22 protein-coding genes are annotated in these 15,186 nt (G+C 49.3%); 6 read left to right on the forward strand and 16 right to left on the reverse strand.

Annotated features, from left to right (window positions below):
• Positions 1-317: 317 nt before the first annotated feature.
• Complete coding sequence (locus tag OQV04_RS17130; protein WP_001286216.1) at positions 318-872, forward strand: gamma carbonic anhydrase family protein; 555 nt, start codon at positions 318-320, stop codon at positions 870-872.
• On the opposite strand, the gene OQV04_RS17135 is transcribed toward OQV04_RS17130, so the two are convergent.
• Genes OQV04_RS17135 through dprA form a run of 6 tightly spaced genes read right to left on the reverse strand, consistent with a single transcriptional unit; the run spans position 848 to position 4,642 of the window.
• Positions 848-1,105, reverse strand: a complete 258-nt coding sequence (locus OQV04_RS17135) for a DUF1488 domain-containing protein (protein ID WP_001070559.1) — start codon at positions 1,103-1,105, stop codon at positions 848-850. The genes OQV04_RS17130 and OQV04_RS17135 overlap by 25 nt on opposite strands.
• Positions 1,102-1,920 (reverse strand): shikimate dehydrogenase, encoded by an 819-nt coding sequence (gene aroE / locus OQV04_RS17140; protein ID WP_032281680.1) that lies wholly within the window; start codon positions 1,918-1,920, stop codon positions 1,102-1,104. The genes OQV04_RS17135 and aroE overlap by 4 nt, the downstream gene beginning before the upstream one ends.
• Positions 1,921-1,924: 4 nt before the next feature.
• Positions 1,925-2,497: an L-threonylcarbamoyladenylate synthase type 1 TsaC gene (gene tsaC / locus OQV04_RS17145; protein WP_001301437.1), complete on the reverse strand. Its 573-nt coding sequence runs from the start codon at positions 2,495-2,497 to the stop codon at positions 1,925-1,927.
• A 4-nt stretch (positions 2,498-2,501) separates the two neighbouring features.
• Positions 2,502-3,044 carry a DNA topoisomerase family protein gene (locus tag OQV04_RS17150; RefSeq protein WP_001129722.1) on the reverse strand — a complete coding sequence of 181 codons (543 nt, stop codon included), beginning with the start codon at positions 3,042-3,044 and terminating at the stop codon, positions 2,502-2,504.
• Positions 3,045-3,072: 28 nt separating this feature from the next.
• Positions 3,073-3,546, reverse strand: coding sequence for a DUF494 family protein Smg (gene smg / locus OQV04_RS17155; RefSeq protein ID WP_000460672.1), 474 nt, complete (start codon positions 3,544-3,546; stop codon positions 3,073-3,075).
• Positions 3,518-4,642 carry a DNA-protecting protein DprA gene (gene dprA, locus OQV04_RS17160; RefSeq protein ID WP_032281681.1) on the reverse strand — a complete coding sequence of 375 codons (1,125 nt, stop codon included), beginning with the start codon at positions 4,640-4,642 and terminating at the stop codon, positions 3,518-3,520. Before dprA ends, smg begins: the two co-directional genes overlap by 29 nt.
• A gap of 129 nt (positions 4,643-4,771) precedes the next feature.
• Here dprA and def point away from each other — a divergent pair, with 129 nt between their 5' ends.
• From def to mscL, 5 genes are all read left to right on the forward strand, one after another.
• Positions 4,772-5,281 (forward strand): peptide deformylase, encoded by a 510-nt coding sequence (gene def / locus OQV04_RS17165; RefSeq protein WP_000114984.1) that lies wholly within the window; start codon positions 4,772-4,774, stop codon positions 5,279-5,281.
• A 14-nt stretch (positions 5,282-5,295) separates the two neighbouring features.
• Positions 5,296-6,243 carry a methionyl-tRNA formyltransferase gene (gene fmt / locus OQV04_RS17170; RefSeq protein ID WP_000004459.1) on the forward strand — a complete coding sequence of 316 codons (948 nt, stop codon included), beginning with the start codon at positions 5,296-5,298 and terminating at the stop codon, positions 6,241-6,243.
• Positions 6,244-6,288: 45 nt separating this feature from the next.
• A complete protein-coding gene (gene rsmB, locus OQV04_RS17175; protein ID WP_032222877.1) occupies positions 6,289-7,578 on the forward strand; it encodes a 16S rRNA (cytosine(967)-C(5))-methyltransferase RsmB in 1,290 nt (429 codons plus the stop codon).
• Positions 7,579-7,599: 21 nt separating this feature from the next.
• Positions 7,600-8,976: a Trk system potassium transporter TrkA gene (trkA, locus tag OQV04_RS17180; RefSeq protein ID WP_032222880.1), complete on the forward strand. Its 1,377-nt coding sequence runs from the start codon at positions 7,600-7,602 to the stop codon at positions 8,974-8,976.
• Between the two features lie 129 nt (positions 8,977-9,105).
• On the forward strand, positions 9,106-9,516 hold the full coding sequence (gene mscL / locus OQV04_RS17185; RefSeq protein ID WP_000022442.1) for a large-conductance mechanosensitive channel protein MscL: 411 nt from the start codon (positions 9,106-9,108) through the stop codon (positions 9,514-9,516).
• Here mscL and arfA read toward each other — a convergent pair.
• The 10 genes from arfA to secY form a co-directional block, all read right to left on the reverse strand.
• Positions 9,513-9,731 carry an alternative ribosome-rescue factor ArfA gene (gene arfA, locus OQV04_RS17190; protein ID WP_000092692.1) on the reverse strand — a complete coding sequence of 73 codons (219 nt, stop codon included), beginning with the start codon at positions 9,729-9,731 and terminating at the stop codon, positions 9,513-9,515. The two genes, mscL and arfA, sit on opposite strands and share 4 nt — an antisense overlap.
• 55 nt (positions 9,732-9,786) lie before the next feature.
• Complete coding sequence (gene zntR, locus OQV04_RS17195; protein WP_000285607.1) at positions 9,787-10,212, reverse strand: Zn(2+)-responsive transcriptional regulator; 426 nt, start codon at positions 10,210-10,212, stop codon at positions 9,787-9,789.
• Between the two features lie 10 nt (positions 10,213-10,222).
• Complete coding sequence (locus OQV04_RS17200) at positions 10,223-10,591, reverse strand: DUF1992 domain-containing protein (protein ID WP_000266502.1); 369 nt, start codon at positions 10,589-10,591, stop codon at positions 10,223-10,225.
• Positions 10,592-10,697: 106 nt separating this feature from the next.
• Positions 10,698-11,081 carry a 50S ribosomal protein L17 gene (gene rplQ, locus OQV04_RS17205; RefSeq protein ID WP_001216368.1) on the reverse strand — a complete coding sequence of 128 codons (384 nt, stop codon included), beginning with the start codon at positions 11,079-11,081 and terminating at the stop codon, positions 10,698-10,700.
• Positions 11,082-11,121: 40 nt separating this feature from the next.
• Entirely contained in the window at positions 11,122-12,111 is a 990-nt protein-coding gene (locus OQV04_RS17210; RefSeq protein ID WP_001162094.1) for a DNA-directed RNA polymerase subunit alpha, read from the reverse strand.
• 25 nt (positions 12,112-12,136) lie between these two features.
• Positions 12,137-12,757 (reverse strand): 30S ribosomal protein S4, encoded by a 621-nt coding sequence (gene rpsD / locus OQV04_RS17215; RefSeq protein WP_000135224.1) that lies wholly within the window; start codon positions 12,755-12,757, stop codon positions 12,137-12,139.
• 33 nt (positions 12,758-12,790) lie between these two features.
• A complete protein-coding gene (rpsK, locus tag OQV04_RS17220; RefSeq protein ID WP_001029684.1) occupies positions 12,791-13,180 on the reverse strand; it encodes a 30S ribosomal protein S11 in 390 nt (129 codons plus the stop codon).
• A gap of 16 nt (positions 13,181-13,196) precedes the next feature.
• Positions 13,197-13,553 (reverse strand): 30S ribosomal protein S13, encoded by a 357-nt coding sequence (rpsM, locus tag OQV04_RS17225; RefSeq protein ID WP_000090775.1) that lies wholly within the window; start codon positions 13,551-13,553, stop codon positions 13,197-13,199.
• Positions 13,554-13,699: 146 nt separating this feature from the next.
• On the reverse strand, positions 13,700-13,816 hold the full coding sequence (gene rpmJ / locus OQV04_RS17230; RefSeq protein WP_000868187.1) for a 50S ribosomal protein L36: 117 nt from the start codon (positions 13,814-13,816) through the stop codon (positions 13,700-13,702).
• 31 nt (positions 13,817-13,847) lie between these two features.
• The gene (secY, locus tag OQV04_RS17235) at positions 13,848-15,179 is read right to left on the reverse strand and encodes a preprotein translocase subunit SecY (RefSeq protein WP_001118861.1); all 1,332 of its coding nucleotides are present in this window, start codon (positions 15,177-15,179) and stop codon (positions 13,848-13,850) included.
• Positions 15,180-15,186 lie beyond the last annotated feature (7 nt).

The raw sequence follows: 15,186 nt of genomic DNA on the forward strand, positions 1-15,186 counted from the left end.
GCTTTCAGCTCACTGTCGCGAGGTGGCGTATATTACGCTTTCCTCTTTCAGAGTCAACCCTGAATTTCAGGATTTTTTCTCTTCGTTGTTCCGACCATCCTGTGAAGTGTTTCACGTTGTCGTCTCAACGGAGGCGCATTATAGGGATCCCAATTTTTTGCACAAGTATTTTTTTGATCTTTTTTTCTGTTTGTTGTTTTTTCACCCTTTTTGCTGCAATCGCACACAAAACGGTGCTTTTTTGCATACTAAAAGACTTGCACAAGGCCAATAATGCCCCCAAAGTCATTAGTAAATCATTTATTGCTGAGGTAAGTATGTCTGATGTTTTACGCCCATACCGCGATCTTTTTCCACAAATCGGTCAGCGCGTAATGATCGACGATAGCAGTGTCGTGATTGGTGACGTTCGTCTGGCTGATGATGTGGGGATCTGGCCGCTCGTTGTGATTCGTGGAGATGTACATTATGTACAGATCGGAGCACGCACCAATATCCAGGATGGCAGTATGTTGCATGTCACTCATAAATCCTCGTACAACCCAGATGGCAACCCATTAACCATTGGCGAAGATGTCACTGTTGGTCACAAGGTGATGCTCCACGGCTGCACCATTGGCAATCGAGTTTTGGTTGGGATGGGCTCAATTTTACTTGATGGCGCAATAGTAGAAGATGATGTGATGATTGGTGCGGGTAGTCTGGTCCCACAAAATAAACGGCTGGAGAGCGGATATCTGTATCTCGGTAGTCCCGTCAAACAGATCCGCCCGTTAAGTGATGAAGAGAAGGCTGGGTTACGTTACTCCGCGAATAATTACGTGAAATGGAAAGACGAATACCTGGATCAGGGTAACCAGACCCAACCTTGATCATCTTCACTTTGTTCCTGAATTAAGTTTTCCGCTTCTTCTTCCAGGTCCCAGCGATGCTGACGAAAACTCGCTAACCACTGCTCTGGCGTATCTCCAGTAAAGCGATACGCCAGGCTATCGCCAGAGATCGCACATGTCAGTTGCATGCCATTCACGAGAGCGGGAAAACATACACATTTTTTATTCTCGTCCCACTCTTCCCTGTCCGGAAACTGGATGGCCTGATTCACGCTGACAACTCCTGTTGCAATAGTTTGATGACCGGTTCTACATCAGGCAGAACGCCATGCCAAAGAAGGAAGGCATGAGCCGCCTGTGCCACCAGCATTCCTAAACCATCAGCATTACGCTTTGAGCCTCGCTGCTCACACCATGCCAGAAAAGGAGTTTTTCCTTTCTGATAGAACATGTCATAGCAATAAATGCCTGGATGAATGAACGATGACGGGATCGCCGGAATATCACCACTGATGCCACTGGATGTTGCATTAATAATGAGATCAAACTCATGACCTTCCAGTTCGTCCATACCCAACGCCTGAATACTGCCAGTGTGCGCAAACAATTTAGCCAACTCTTCCGCGCGGGATACCGTCCGATTAGTGATTGTCACCGCACAGTCCAGGGAAAGGAGTGGCAGTAGTACGCCGCGAGATGCTCCACCAGCGCCGATAAGCAGAATACGTAAACCAGGGCGGATAAAAGACAGACGTTCCAGATCGCTTAACAAGCCTACACCATCGGTATTGTCACCCAGCAGGCGTCCATCTTCTAACCGCATGAGGGTATTAACAGCACCAGCCAACGCTGCCCGTTCAGTAAGCTCATCCGCTCTGGCAAAAGCCTCTTCTTTAAAAGGCACCGTCACATTCGCACCTTTACCACCAGCACGAAAGAAAGCGTTCAGTGTGTTGATGAAATCATTGATGGGTGCCAACACGCGCCCATAGGGATGTTCAATATTCAGTTGCTGAGCAAATTGCTGATGAATGAATGGCGATTTGCTGTGGGCTATCGGATTACCAAAAACAGCATAGGTTTCCATTATGTTACCCCTGTCGAAACAGTTCACCCGTCAGGGCATCGCGGATTTCTGAAGGATTTAAACGCCCCCCCGTTTCACCAGGCACAACCGGGAACGCCGCGCCAAATTGTGCGCGAACTTCGTCTACTGTTCGACAAGGTGGCAATCCACTCAAGTTGGCACTGGTAGAAACCAGCGGTTTACCATAAGCCTGGCACAAAGCAACCACCAACGGATGGTCGGTGACTCGTACAGCAAGCGAATCAAAGCGGCCCGTCAACCAGCGCGGTGTTGTCGCAGGCGCGGGAAAGACAAAGGTGACAGGACCTGGCCAGCGGGAAAAAATGGTTTCACGCTGCACGTCAGTCAACATGGTGTCATCAATATAGGGTTTAAGCTGCTCGTAATTTGCTGCGATTAAAATCAGCCCCTTATCAACCGGACGCTGTTTTAACTCCAACAGTCGCATCACTGCTGTTTCGCTATCAGGATCGCACCCGACGCCGAAAACGGCTTCCGTTGGATAGGCGATGACACGTTCTTCATTGAGGACATCTATCGCAGCTGCGATAGCGTCTCCTTGCAGGTTATTATTCACGTTATTATTCCGCCGAAACCGGCTTTCCACATTGTTTACTGGCACAAAAGTGTTTTACACCCTGCGCGGTTTTCTTTTCGATGAGTAGCGGATAATGACACTCAGGGCATTCTCCAGCTATGGGTTTGAAGTTAATGGCAAATTGACACTCCGGGTAGCGATCACAAGAGTGAAATGTTTTGCCATAACGGGAGCGGCGCTGGACCAGATGGCCCGTCCGACATTGGGGGCATGTAATTGCTGTTTCATCCGGTTTATCGATAAGTTCGGTATGTTCGCATTCAGGGTAGTTAATGCAACCAATAAACATACCAAAGCGTCCCTGGCGTAATACCAGATTTGCGCCACATGCAGGGCAAACCTGCCCCTCCAGAACTTTGACGATATGTCCATCCGCTGAAGATTTCAGAGGACGGACGTAGTCACACGCCGGATACTGTGAGCATCCAAGAAACGGACCGTGTTTCCCGGATCGAATAACCAGTTCAGCCCCGCACTTTGGGCAGGACTCATTATTACGCACCGTGAACAGTGCTGATTTTGCCATAACAACTTATGCTGAATTAAAGAAATGATTAATGCAGCATACCTTCATTCACTTCAAAGAGTAATTCTTCCATTTGCTGGTACGCATTTTCGCAGCCCGGAATATTGAACAACACCATCAGGATTACCCATTTCAGGTCTTCCAGGTCGAACTCTGCGGTATCCAGCGCGAGCACTCGCTCTATCACCATTTCACGGGTTTCAAGGTTAAGCACCTGAATTTGCTCAAGGAAAAGCAGAAAACCACGACAGCTGGCATCCAGTCTTTCACACTCCTCAGGGGTATAAATACGCATGGAGAGTGGATCAGAGGCCAGTTGCATCGGTTCTGCCAGTCCTTCCTGATAATCCGCAAGCTTTTCCAGCCAAAGCAGGGCATTGTAGATATCTTCTCGATCAAATCCTGCGTCGGTAAGATCCTGTTCAAGTTTGTCTTGATCCACACGCAACTCAGCTTCTGTGTGAATATAGGTTTCAAACAAATACATTAGTACGTCGAACATGGCATGCCCTCCTCAATCGGACATAGCCGCCGGGTACAGCTGCGATCCATCCTGCTAACTCCAGTTCGAGTAGTTGAGTAACTACCTCTGGCACAGGTTGGCCGGCACGTTCAGCGACGACGTCAACAGGTGTTACCTCATCTCCTACGTTAGCCAGGAGCTCAGGAAATGGCAATGCCACGTCTTCCTGATCTGGTGAATAAAATGAATTTTCAGGGGCGTCTGGCAACCAGTGCAATCCAAATTGCAAGTTTTCCAGAATTTCTTCCGGTTCCGTCACAAGAATCGCACCTTGTTTTATTAACCAGTGAGGCCCTTCGCTTCCCGGATTCCCTATTGGTCCTGGCAAGGCAAAAACTTCACGCCCCTGCTCAAGCGCACAACGTGCTGTCACCAACGAACCACTGCGCAAAGCCGCTTCCACCACCAGTACACCTTTACTTAGACCACTGATAATGCGATTTCTTCGTGGGAAATTGTAAGCAAGGGGTGGAACATCGAGGGGAAATTCCGAGACAAGTGCCCCACCATGTTCAAGCAAACTGGTAGCCAGTCGGGCATGGCGGCGGGGATGAATGGTATTAAGTCCGTTCCCCAATACAGCAATGCTGACGCCATTTACCTGTAAGGCCGCTTTATGCGCCACACCATCGATTCCACGCGCCAGTCCACTCGTAATTGTCACTCCACGCTTCGCCAGAGTTTCGCAAAATAATCGTCCCCATCGCTCGCCATACCATGAATGCGCCCGACTCCCCACTACGGCAAGCTGAAATGAATGCAGCGCGTGCAGTTCTCCTTCAACAAACAGTGCGCCGGGGTAATCTGTCGTCGCCAGAAGTTGAGGAGGATAAAATTCGCTGTCCGCAGGGATTAAATGATGGTTGGGTTGCTCCAACCAACAAAGTGAGCTTTCGATACTCTTTCGTGGAAATGAAAGAAAGCGTTGTGCCTGCCGCAATGTAAGCCCTGTTTGCTGCAATACAAGCGCATCAATATGCGACTGTTTTGCCACCCAGTGAGCGATACGGACCATATCATCGCCGTACAAGCTGCTGACGCTCATTAAACGCAGCCAAATTTCTGTATCGACCATCCTTATCTCCCTGCCATAAGCAGCCTTAGCAATCTTTGCGATTGGTCAGTGATGCTGTCAATCAGAGGGGGATTTGTCTAGAATAGAAGAAATAATCTTTCTAACTCCTGAACACATCTCTGGAGATTTATGTCAGTTTTGCAAGTGTTACATATTCCGGACGAGCGGCTTCGCAAAGTTGCTAAACCGGTAGAAGAAGTGAATGCAGAAATTCAGCGTATCGTCGATGATATGTTCGAGACGATGTACGCAGAAGAAGGTATTGGCCTGGCGGCAACCCAGGTTGATATCCATCAACGTATCATTGTTATTGATGTTTCGGAAAACCGTGACGAACGGCTGGTGTTAATCAATCCGGAGCTTTTAGAAAAAAGCGGCGAAACAGGCATTGAAGAAGGATGCCTGTCGATCCCTGAACAACGTGCTTTAGTGCCACGCGCAGAGAAAGTTAAAATTCGCGCCCTGGACCGCGACGGTAAACCATTTGAACTGGAAGCAGATGGTCTGTTAGCCATCTGTATTCAGCATGAGATGGATCACCTGGTCGGCAAACTGTTTATGGATTATCTGTCACCGCTGAAACAACAACGTATTCGTCAGAAAGTTGAAAAACTGGATCGTCTGAAAGCCCGGGCTTAAGGATAAGAACTAACGTGTCAGAATCACTACGTATTATTTTTGCGGGTACACCTGACTTTGCAGCGCGTCATCTCGACGCGCTGTTGTCTTCTGGTCATAACGTCGTTGGCGTGTTCACCCAGCCAGACCGACCGGCAGGACGCGGTAAAAAACTGATGCCCAGCCCGGTTAAAGTTCTGGCTGAGGAAAAAGGTCTGCCCGTTTTTCAACCTGTTTCCCTGCGTCCACAAGAAAACCAGCAACTGGTCGCCGATCTACAGGCTGATGTTATGGTTGTCGTCGCCTATGGCTTAATTCTGCCTAAAGCAGTGCTGGAGATGCCGCGTCTTGGCTGTATCAACGTTCATGGTTCACTGCTGCCACGCTGGCGCGGTGCTGCACCAATCCAACGCTCACTATGGGCGGGTGATGCAGAAACTGGTGTGACCATTATGCAAATGGATGTTGGTTTAGACACCGGTGACATGCTCTATAAGCTCTCCTGCCCGATTACTGCAGAAGATACCAGTGGTACGCTGTACGACAAGCTGGCAGAGCTTGGCCCACAAGGGCTTATCACCACGTTGAAACAATTGGCAGACGGCACGGCGAAACCAGAAGTTCAGGACGAAACTCTTGTCACTTACGCCGAAAAGTTGAGTAAAGAAGAAGCGCGTATTGACTGGTCACTTTCGGCAGCACAGCTTGAACGCTGCATTCGCGCTTTCAATCCATGGCCAATGAGCTGGGTGGAAATTGAAGGACAGCCGGTTAAAGTCTGGAAAGCATCGGTCATTGATACGGCAACCAACGCTGCACCAGGAACGATCCTTGAAGCCAACAAACAAGGCATTCAGGTTGCGACTGGTGATGGCATCCTGAACCTGCTCTCGTTACAACCTGCGGGTAAGAAAGCGATGAGCGCGCAAGACCTCCTGAACTCTCGTCGGGAATGGTTTGTTCCGGGCAACCGTCTGGTCTGATAGTCCACTCTTCTAAGCCCGGTCTTGCCGGGCATTTTTATACTTATGAAAAAACAACGTAATTTACGTAGCATGGCGGCCCAGGCCGTTGAACAAGTCGTCGAGCAAGGGCAATCATTAAGCAACATTCTGCCACCGCTCCAGCAAAAAGTTTCCGATAAAGACAAAGCACTTCTTCAAGAGTTGTGCTTTGGCGTACTGCGTACGCTTTCGCAGTTAGACTGGCTGATTAATAAGTTAATGGCCCGTCCGATGACCGGCAAACAGCGGACCGTGCATTACCTGATTATGGTTGGTTTGTATCAACTGCTTTATACCCGCATTCCACCTCATGCTGCGCTGGCTGAAACGGTTGAAGGCGCTATCGCAATTAAGCGTCCGCAACTTAAAGGGTTGATAAACGGTGTATTACGCCAGTTCCAGCGTCAGCAAGAAGAGTTATTAGCCGAGTTTAATGCCAGTGATGCACGTTATCTGCATCCTTCCTGGTTGCTAAAGCGTCTGCAAAAAGCGTATCCAGAGCAGTGGCAATCCATCGTCGAAGCCAATAACCAGCGTCCGCCAATGTGGCTGCGCATTAATCGTACGCATCATTCCCGCGACAACTGGCTTGCATTGCTGGATGAAGCAGGAATGAAAGGCTTCCCACATACGGATTACCCTGATGCTATACGGCTGGAAACACCTGCACCTGTTCATGCGCTACCTGGTTTTGATGACGGATGGGTTACCGTTCAGGATGCATCAGCACAAGGTTGCATGACCTGGCTTGCGCCACAAAACGGTGAACACATTCTGGATCTTTGTGCCGCCCCCGGCGGTAAAACAACGCATATCCTTGAGGTGGCACCAAAAGCGCAGGTTGTTGCGGTTGATATCGACGAACAGCGCCTCTCTCGGGTTTACGACAATTTAAAACGCCTTGGTATGAAGGCGACCGTGAAACAAGGTGATGGCCGTTACCCTTCTCAATGGTGTGGCGAGCAACAGTTTGATCGCATTTTATTAGATGCGCCTTGTTCAGCAACCGGTGTGATTCGTCGCCATCCAGATATTAAATGGTTACGTCGCGATCGCGATATCCCGGAACTCGCGCAATTGCAGTCTGAAATTCTCGACGCCACTTGGCCGCATTTAAAAACCGGTGGAACTCTGGTCTATGCCACCTGTTCGGTGTTACCGGAAGAGAATAGCCTGCAGATTAAAGCCTTTTTGCAACGTACCGCTGATGCCGAACTTTGCGAAACAGGAACACAAGAGCAACCGGGTAAACAAAATCTACCTGGTGCCGAAGAGGGCGACGGCTTCTTTTACGCTAAGCTAATCAAAAAGTGATGAGATAACGGGTCGCGACTGATGAAAATTATCATTCTGGGTGCCGGCCAGGTTGGCGGCACACTGGCGGAAAACCTGGTTGGCGAGAACAACGATATCACTGTTGTCGATACCAACGGTGAGCGTCTGCGAACCTTGCAGGATAAATTTGACCTGCGAGTCGTGCAGGGGCATGGCTCTCATCCACGCGTATTGCGGGAGGCAGGTGCCGACGACGCCGATATGCTGGTTGCTGTAACCAGTTCAGATGAAACCAATATGGTTGCCTGCCAGGTAGCCTACTCACTTTTCAACACCCCTAATCGCATCGCTCGTATCCGCTCACCAGACTACGTACGCGATGCCGATAAGCTATTTCATTCAGATGCTGTGCCGATTGATCATCTGATCGCACCAGAGCAGTTGGTTATCGATAATATTTACCGACTGATTGAGTATCCCGGCGCATTGCAGGTGGTGAACTTCGCTGAGGGTAAAGTCAGCCTCGCTGTGGTTAAAGCCTATTATGGCGGCCCGCTGATTGGTAATGCACTTTCGACCATGCGCGAACATATGCCACATATCGATACTCGTGTGGCAGCAATTTTCCGCCACGATCGCCCCATTCGTCCGCAAGGTTCGACCATTGTTGAGGCTGGTGATGAAGTGTTCTTTATTGCCGCTTCACAGCATATCCGCGCGGTGATGAGTGAATTACAGCGACTGGAAAAACCGTATAAGCGGATCATGCTGGTTGGTGGCGGTAATATCGGTGCAGGGCTGGCGCGTCGTCTGGAAAAAGATTACAGCGTTAAACTCATCGAACGTAATCAGCAGCGCGCTGCCGAACTGGCGGAAAAGTTGCAGAATACGATCGTCTTTTTTGGTGATGCGTCGGATCAAGAACTGCTGGCTGAAGAACATGTCGATCAAGTTGATCTGTTTATTGCCGTCACCAACGATGACGAGGCCAATATCATGTCCGCCATGCTTGCCAAACGTATGGGTGCGAAAAAGGTGATGGTATTGATCCAGCGTCGCGCTTATGTGGATCTGGTTCAGGGGAGCGTGATCGATATTGCGATTTCACCACAACAAGCAACTATTTCTGCGTTGCTTAGCCATGTGCGAAAAGCAGATATTGTTGGTGTTTCCTCATTGCGCCGCGGCGTAGCAGAAGCTATTGAAGCCGTTGCTCACGGTGATGAAAGCACCTCACGCGTTGTCGGCAGAGTCATTGACGAAATCAAGCTACCGCCAGGAACGATTATTGGAGCGGTGGTACGTGGAAACGACGTGATGATTGCCAATGACAATCTGCGCATTGAGCAAGGCGATCACGTAATTATGTTCCTCACAGATAAAAAGTTTATTACCGACGTCGAAAGACTCTTCCAGCCAAGCCCTTTCTTCTTGTAATTAATAAGGCGTCTAATGACGCCTTATTATTTCCCTTTGATTATCAAGGATTAATTAAATTCATTCCTGGCAGGAAAATGGCTTAACATTTGTTAGACTTATGGTTGTCGGATTCATAGGGAGAATAACATGAGCATTATTAAAGAATTTCGCGAATTTGCGATGCGCGGGAACGTGGTGGATTTGGCGGTGGGTGTCATTATCGGTGCGGCATTCGGGAAGATTGTATCTTCACTGGTTGCCGATATCATCATGCCACCACTGGGCTTATTAATTGGCGGGATCGACTTTAAACAGTTTGCTGTCACGCTACGCGATGCGCAGGGGGATATCCCTGCTGTTGTGATGCATTACGGTGTCTTCATTCAAAACGTCTTTGATTTTCTGATTGTGGCCTTTGCCATCTTTATGGCGATTAAGCTAATCAACAAACTGAATCGGAAAAAAGAAGAACCAGCAGCCGCACCAGCACCAACTAAAGAAGAAGTATTACTGACAGAAATTCGTGATTTGCTGAAAGAGCAGAATAACCGCTCTTAACAAACGCCTGAAAGCAGAAGGCCAGTGGTAAAAAAGTCATTTACTTTCTTGCCACTGGCCTCCCAGTTCCCCCGATTGCCATGTTTTCCTTTTCGCATGTAACTGCCTTTCCCTTTCTTATTTTTCTCTACTCGCTGTCGGAATAAGGGATCATGTAGTAATGCTTCTATCGCATTATCCTTTATCTGCCCTTTAGTATGCTGATATCGGCTCATAAAAACTCCAGTTGGTTATTTAACGGCGCGAGTGTAATCCTGTCAGTGCAAAAAATCAACAGCCACTCTTAACGCCACTCGCCCCTTGTTCAAGAGCTTCAAGAATCGAGCAATAAACACTGCTATGGGCGGTCCCACAACAGGCATCGTTAAGGCGTTGCAAGGAACGCTGCATACTCTGCAACTCGGCTATCCGTGCTTCGACTTCCTGCAATCTTTCTTGCACAATGCCTTTTGACTCCTGACAGGTATGGTGTTCAGGATCGATACGGATCGACAGCAACTCGCGGATCGACTCTAGACTGAAACCTAGTTGTCTGGCATGGCGGATAAATTTCAATCGCTGGAGATCGCTTTCGGTATACAGGCGAAACCCACCTTCAGTACGCACTTCATGCTCCATCATCTGCTGTTTTTCGTAATAACGAATCGTGTCGGGTGTTACTTCCGCCATTTTTGCCAGCTCACCAATGCGATACATACATACTCCACTAGTTATCGTTGATTTTATTCAACAACTTGTCAGCATAATCGCCGCGTAAAAAATCGGTACTCAGTCCAGCTTGTCGCAGCTTCAATTCCAGTAATGACAATCGACGGCTAACCTCTTGATATTGCGGATCATCGTGACGGATACCTTTGAGAATATCCAGAAGCTGAATTGCTTCCCTCCGTTGCTCAAGTTCTGGCGGTAAGCAACCGGCATTCTTCAACAAGCGATACCCCGCACGTAATTCCGGTGGCACGTGAGAATCATCATCCAGTATCAATGGTTCGCCGCTACCTGTCAGGTTATCAAACTCCCCTTTCGCTTGCGCTTCTGCTATATGACGCTCTGCCCACTGGTCAAGTAACCACATAAATACTCCAGGGGATGAACAAAAAGAGTACAGCTATTGTAGATAAGTGGGGATGCTACGGGTATAAAAAAACCCGCCGGGGCGGGTTTTTTTACGTTGCTTCAGATTACTCTGCAGCAGCTTCTGCTTTCTCTGAACGATCAACCAGCTCGATGTAAGCCATCGGCGCGTTGTCGCCTGCACGGAAGCCACACTTCAGAATACGAGTGTAACCACCGGCACGGCTCGCGAAACGCGGGCCCAGTTCGTTAAACAGTTTTGCCACGATCTCGTTATCACGAGTACGGGCGAATGCCAGACGACGATTAGCAACGCTATCAGTCTTGGCAAGAGTAATCAGCGGCTCAACTACGCGGCGCAGCTCTTTCGCTTTAGGCAGAGTCGTCTTGATGATTTCATGACGAACCAGTGAACCTGCCATATTGCGGAACATAGCCTGGCGATGGCTGCTGTTGCGGTTCAGTTGACGACCACTCTTACGATGGCGCATGACCTTATCCTTCTCAGTAAAACCTTAACCTGTGATCCGGTTACTCGTCAGCGATGCTTGCCGGTGGCCAGTTTTCCAGGCGCATGCCCAGAGACAGTCCACGGGAAGCCAGCACGTCTTTAATCTCAGTAAGAGATTTTTTACCAAGGTTAGGCGTTTTAAGGAGCTCAACCTCGGTACGCTGTACCAGATCACCGATATAGTGGATAGCTTCTGCTTTAAGGCAGTTAGCAGAGCGGACAGTCAATTCCAGATCGTCAACAGGGCGCAGCAGGATCGGATCGAACTCTGGTTTCTCTTCTTTCACTTCAGGCTGACGTACATCACGTAAGTCAACGAAAGCTTCCAGTTGTTCAGCCAGAATGGTTGCCGCACGACGAATCGCCTCTTCAGGATCGATTGTGCCGTTGGTTTCCATTTCGATGACCAGCTTGTCCAGGTCGGTACGCTGTTCTACACGCGCTGCTTCAACATTGTAGGCAATACGCTCCACAGGGCTGTAGCATGCGTCGACCAGCAGACGGCCGATTGGGCGCTCATCTTCTTCCGAATGAATTCGGGTAGAAGCCGGCACATAACCACGACCGCGCTGAACTTTGATACGCATGCTAATAGACGCGTTCTCATCGGTCAGGTGGCAGATCACGTGCTGCGGCTTGACGATTTCGACATCACCGTCGTGGGTGATATCGGCTGCAGTCACAGGGCCAATGCCAGATTTATTCAAGGTAAGAATAACTTCATCTTTGCCCTGAACTCTCACCGCCAGCCCTTTCAGGTTGAGCAGGATTTCCAGGATATCTTCCTGAACGCCTTCTTTGGTGCTGTACTCATGTAGTACACCATCAATCTCAACCTCGGTCACCGCGCAACCCGGCATCGATGAGAGCAGAATACGGCGCAGTGCGTTACCCAGAGTATGGCCAAAGCCACGCTCTAAAGGCTCAAGGGTCACCTTGGCGTGCGTCGAACTCACTTGCTCGATATCAACCAGGCGCGGTTTTAGAAACTCTGTCACAGAACCCTGCATTGTGTCCTCTCTTTGGTACTAAGCTTTACTTGGAGTAAAGCTCGACGATCAGGTGTTCGTTAATGTCCGCAGACAGATCAGAACGCTCCGGCTTACGCTTAAACGTACCTTCCATCTTGCCAGCATCAACTTCCAGCCAGGTTGGCTTTTCACGCTGCTCAGCCAGCTCCAGAGCGGCTTTCACGCGAGACTGCTTCTTCGCTTTCTCACGAATGCTTACAACGTCATTCGGACTAACCTGATAAGAAGCGATGTTAACAACACGACCGTTTACCATAATTGCTTTATGGCTAACCAGCTGACGTGCTTCTGCACGAGTGGCACCGAAGCCCATACGGTATACAACGTTGTCCAGACGACCTTCCAGCAGAGCCAACAGGTTTTCACCGGTGTTGCCTTTCAGACGTGCTGCTTCTTTGTAGTAGTTACGGAACTGACGCTCCAGCACACCATAGATACGGCGAACTTTTTGCTTTTCACGCAACTGCACACCATAGTCAGACAGACGCGGTTTACGCGCACCGTGCTGGCCAGGAGCTTGTTCAATTTTACACTTGGTATCGATCGCGCGAACGCCAGACTTAAGGAATAAGTCGGTGCCCTCACGACGGCTCAGCTTGAGCTTAGGACCCAAATATCTTGCCATTTTCTTTCTCCAACAAACCTGGAAAACGAGGCGTTATACGCGACGTTTTTTCGGCGGACGACAACCGTTATGAGGGATCGGAGTCACATCAGTAATGTTAGTGATGCGGAAACCTGCGGCGTTCAGAGCACGAATAGTAGATTCGCGGCCTGGACCCGGACCTTTAACCATAACTTCCAGATTCTTGATGCCGTATTCTTTCACGGCGTCAGCGCAACGCTCTGCTGCAACCTGAGCTGCAAACGGAGTGGATTTGCGAGAACCACGGAAACCGGAACCACCGGCTGTTGCCCAACCCAACGCGTTACCCTGACGATCAGTGATAGTCACGATGGTGTTGTTGAAAGAAGCATGGATATGAGCCACGCCGTCAGAGACTTGTTTTCTTACACGTTTACGTGCACGAATTGGTGCCTTTGCCATTATTCAATCACCCCGATTATTTCTTGATCGGTTTGCGCGGACCCTTACGGGTACGTGCGTTGGTCTTGGTACGCTGACCGCGAACCGGGAGACCACGACGATGACGCAAACCGCGATAGCAACCAAGATCCATCAGGCGCTTGATGCTCATGCTGATTTCACGGCGCAGATCACCTTCAACGACAAATTTGGCAACTTCGTCACGCAGCGTGTCGATTTGTCCTTCAGACAGCTCACTGATCTTAACATCTTCAGCGATACCCGCTGCAGCCAGGATGGCTTTAGAACGGGTCTTGCCGACGCCATAAATCGAAGTTAATGCGATTACGGCATGCTTATGATCAGGAATGTTAATGCCTGCTATACGGGCCACTATGCACTCCTACTATTTAATATGTACGTTCCATGCTGAAAAGCCCGTTTTCAGGATACTCAAATGGAAACGCACAGACATACAAAAGATTGGCTGGCTAATCTAGCCAGCTCAACCCAACTTTGCAAGAAAAATATGCGAAAAAATCAGCCTTGGCGCTGTTTATGCTTCGGCTCGGCACTGCAAATCACACGGATGACACCATCACGCTTAACGATTTTGCAGTTACGGCATAATTTCTTGACGGAAGCACGAACTTTCATTTTTACTCTCCGTAACTTCTCGGGCGACCAATTATCGGCCGTAGCCTTTCAGGTTCGCCTTCTTCAATGCAGACTCATACTGACTGGACATCATCAGAGTTTGCACTTGAGCCATAAAGTCCATAATCACGACAACAACGATAAGCAGTGAGGTCCCACCGAAGTAGAACGGTACTTTCATTGCATCACGCATGAACTCCGGGATCAGGCAGATAAAGGTAATATACAGCGCACCAACCAGGGTCAGGCGGGTCATTACTTTATCGATATACTTCGCCGTTTGCTCTCCCGGACGAATTCCTGGTACAAATGCACCGGACTTCTTCAGGTTATCTGCTGTTTCACGCGGGTTGAAAACCAACGCCGTGTAGAAGAAACAGAAGAAGATGATTGCAGACGCATAGAGTAACACATAAAGCGGTTGCCCAGGCTGCAAATACAGCGAAATTGTTGTCAGCCAGTTCCAACCAGTACCGCCCCCGAACCATGACGCGATGGTCGCCGGGAACAGAATAATACTGGAAGCGAAGATTGCCGGGATTACCCCCGCCATATTCACTTTCAGCGGTAAATGTGTGCTCTGTGCAGCATAGACACGACGACCTTGCTGACGTTTCGCGTAGTTTACCACAATGCGGCGTTGACCACGCTCAACAAATACAACAAAGAACGTCACTGCAAATACTAATACTGCAACCAACAGCAACACGAGGAAGTGCAGGTCGCCTTGACGCGCTTGCTCGATAGTATGGGCAATGGCTGGCGGGAGTCCCGCGACAATACCGGCGAAGATAATGATTGAAATACCGTTGCCGATACCTCGTTCAGTGATCTGTTCGCCCAACCACATCAGGAACATCGTTCCTGTGACCAGACTTACAACAGCGGTGAAGTAGAATGCAAAGCCCGGGTTAATCACCAGGCCTTGCATACCAGGCATATTCGGCAGACCGGTAGCAATACCGATCGACTGGAATATTGCCAGCACCAGAGTACCGTAGCGGGTGTACTGGCTGATCTTACGACGACCAGACTCCCCTTCTTTCTTAATTTCTGCCAACGTTGGGTGAACCACCGTCAGCAGCTGGATAATGATCGACGCCGAAATATACGGCATGATCCCCAGAGCAAAGATAGAAGCACGGCTGAGAGCACCACCAGAGAACATGTTAAACATCTCAATGATGGTGCCTCGCTGTTGCTCAAGCAGTTTGGCAAGTACAGCGGCATCAATACCAGGGATCGGAATAAAAGAGCCAATACGGAACACAATCAGCGCACCGATAACAAACAGCAGTCTGCGTTTCAGCTCGCCTAAGCCACCTTTGGCACTTTGAAAATCTAATCCCGGTTGTTTAGCCATCTGCTAC

It is taken from the genome of Escherichia sp. Lx600-2 (assembly GCF_036662595.1).
In the GTDB taxonomy this organism is placed as follows: Bacteria; Pseudomonadota; Gammaproteobacteria; order Enterobacterales; family Enterobacteriaceae; genus Escherichia; species Escherichia coli.

Coding starts and splice junctions, on each gene's coding strand:
- OQV04_RS17130 (WP_001286216.1), top strand. CDS start 318: ATGTCTGATGTTTTACGCCCATACCGCGATCTTTTTCCACAAATCGGT.
- rplQ (WP_001216368.1), bottom strand. CDS start 11,081: ATGCGCCATCGTAAGAGTGGTCGTCAACTGAACCGCAACAGCAGCCAT.
- zntR (WP_000285607.1), bottom strand. CDS start 10,212: ATGTATCGCATTGGTGAGCTGGCAAAAATGGCGGAAGTAACACCCGAC.
- rpsK (WP_001029684.1), bottom strand. CDS start 13,180: ATGGCAAAGGCACCAATTCGTGCACGTAAACGTGTAAGAAAACAAGTC.
- rsmB (WP_032222877.1), top strand. CDS start 6,289: ATGAAAAAACAACGTAATTTACGTAGCATGGCGGCCCAGGCCGTTGAA.
- smg (WP_000460672.1), bottom strand. CDS start 3,546: ATGTTCGACGTACTAATGTATTTGTTTGAAACCTATATTCACACAGAA.
- rpsD (WP_000135224.1), bottom strand. CDS start 12,757: ATGGCAAGATATTTGGGTCCTAAGCTCAAGCTGAGCCGTCGTGAGGGC.
- arfA (WP_000092692.1), bottom strand. CDS start 9,731: ATGAGCCGATATCAGCATACTAAAGGGCAGATAAAGGATAATGCGATA.
- OQV04_RS17150 (WP_001129722.1), bottom strand. CDS start 3,044: ATGGCAAAATCAGCACTGTTCACGGTGCGTAATAATGAGTCCTGCCCA.
- secY (WP_001118861.1), bottom strand. CDS start 15,179: ATGGCTAAACAACCGGGATTAGATTTTCAAAGTGCCAAAGGTGGCTTA.
- dprA (WP_032281681.1), bottom strand. CDS start 4,642: ATGGTCGATACAGAAATTTGGCTGCGTTTAATGAGCGTCAGCAGCTTG.
- aroE (WP_032281680.1), bottom strand. CDS start 1,920: ATGGAAACCTATGCTGTTTTTGGTAATCCGATAGCCCACAGCAAATCG.
- OQV04_RS17210 (WP_001162094.1), bottom strand. CDS start 12,111: ATGCAGGGTTCTGTGACAGAGTTTCTAAAACCGCGCCTGGTTGATATC.
- OQV04_RS17200 (WP_000266502.1), bottom strand. CDS start 10,591: ATGTGGTTACTTGACCAGTGGGCAGAGCGTCATATAGCAGAAGCGCAA.
- def (WP_000114984.1), top strand. CDS start 4,772: ATGTCAGTTTTGCAAGTGTTACATATTCCGGACGAGCGGCTTCGCAAA.
- trkA (WP_032222880.1), top strand. CDS start 7,600: ATGAAAATTATCATTCTGGGTGCCGGCCAGGTTGGCGGCACACTGGCG.
- mscL (WP_000022442.1), top strand. CDS start 9,106: ATGAGCATTATTAAAGAATTTCGCGAATTTGCGATGCGCGGGAACGTG.
- rpmJ (WP_000868187.1), bottom strand. CDS start 13,816: ATGAAAGTTCGTGCTTCCGTCAAGAAATTATGCCGTAACTGCAAAATC.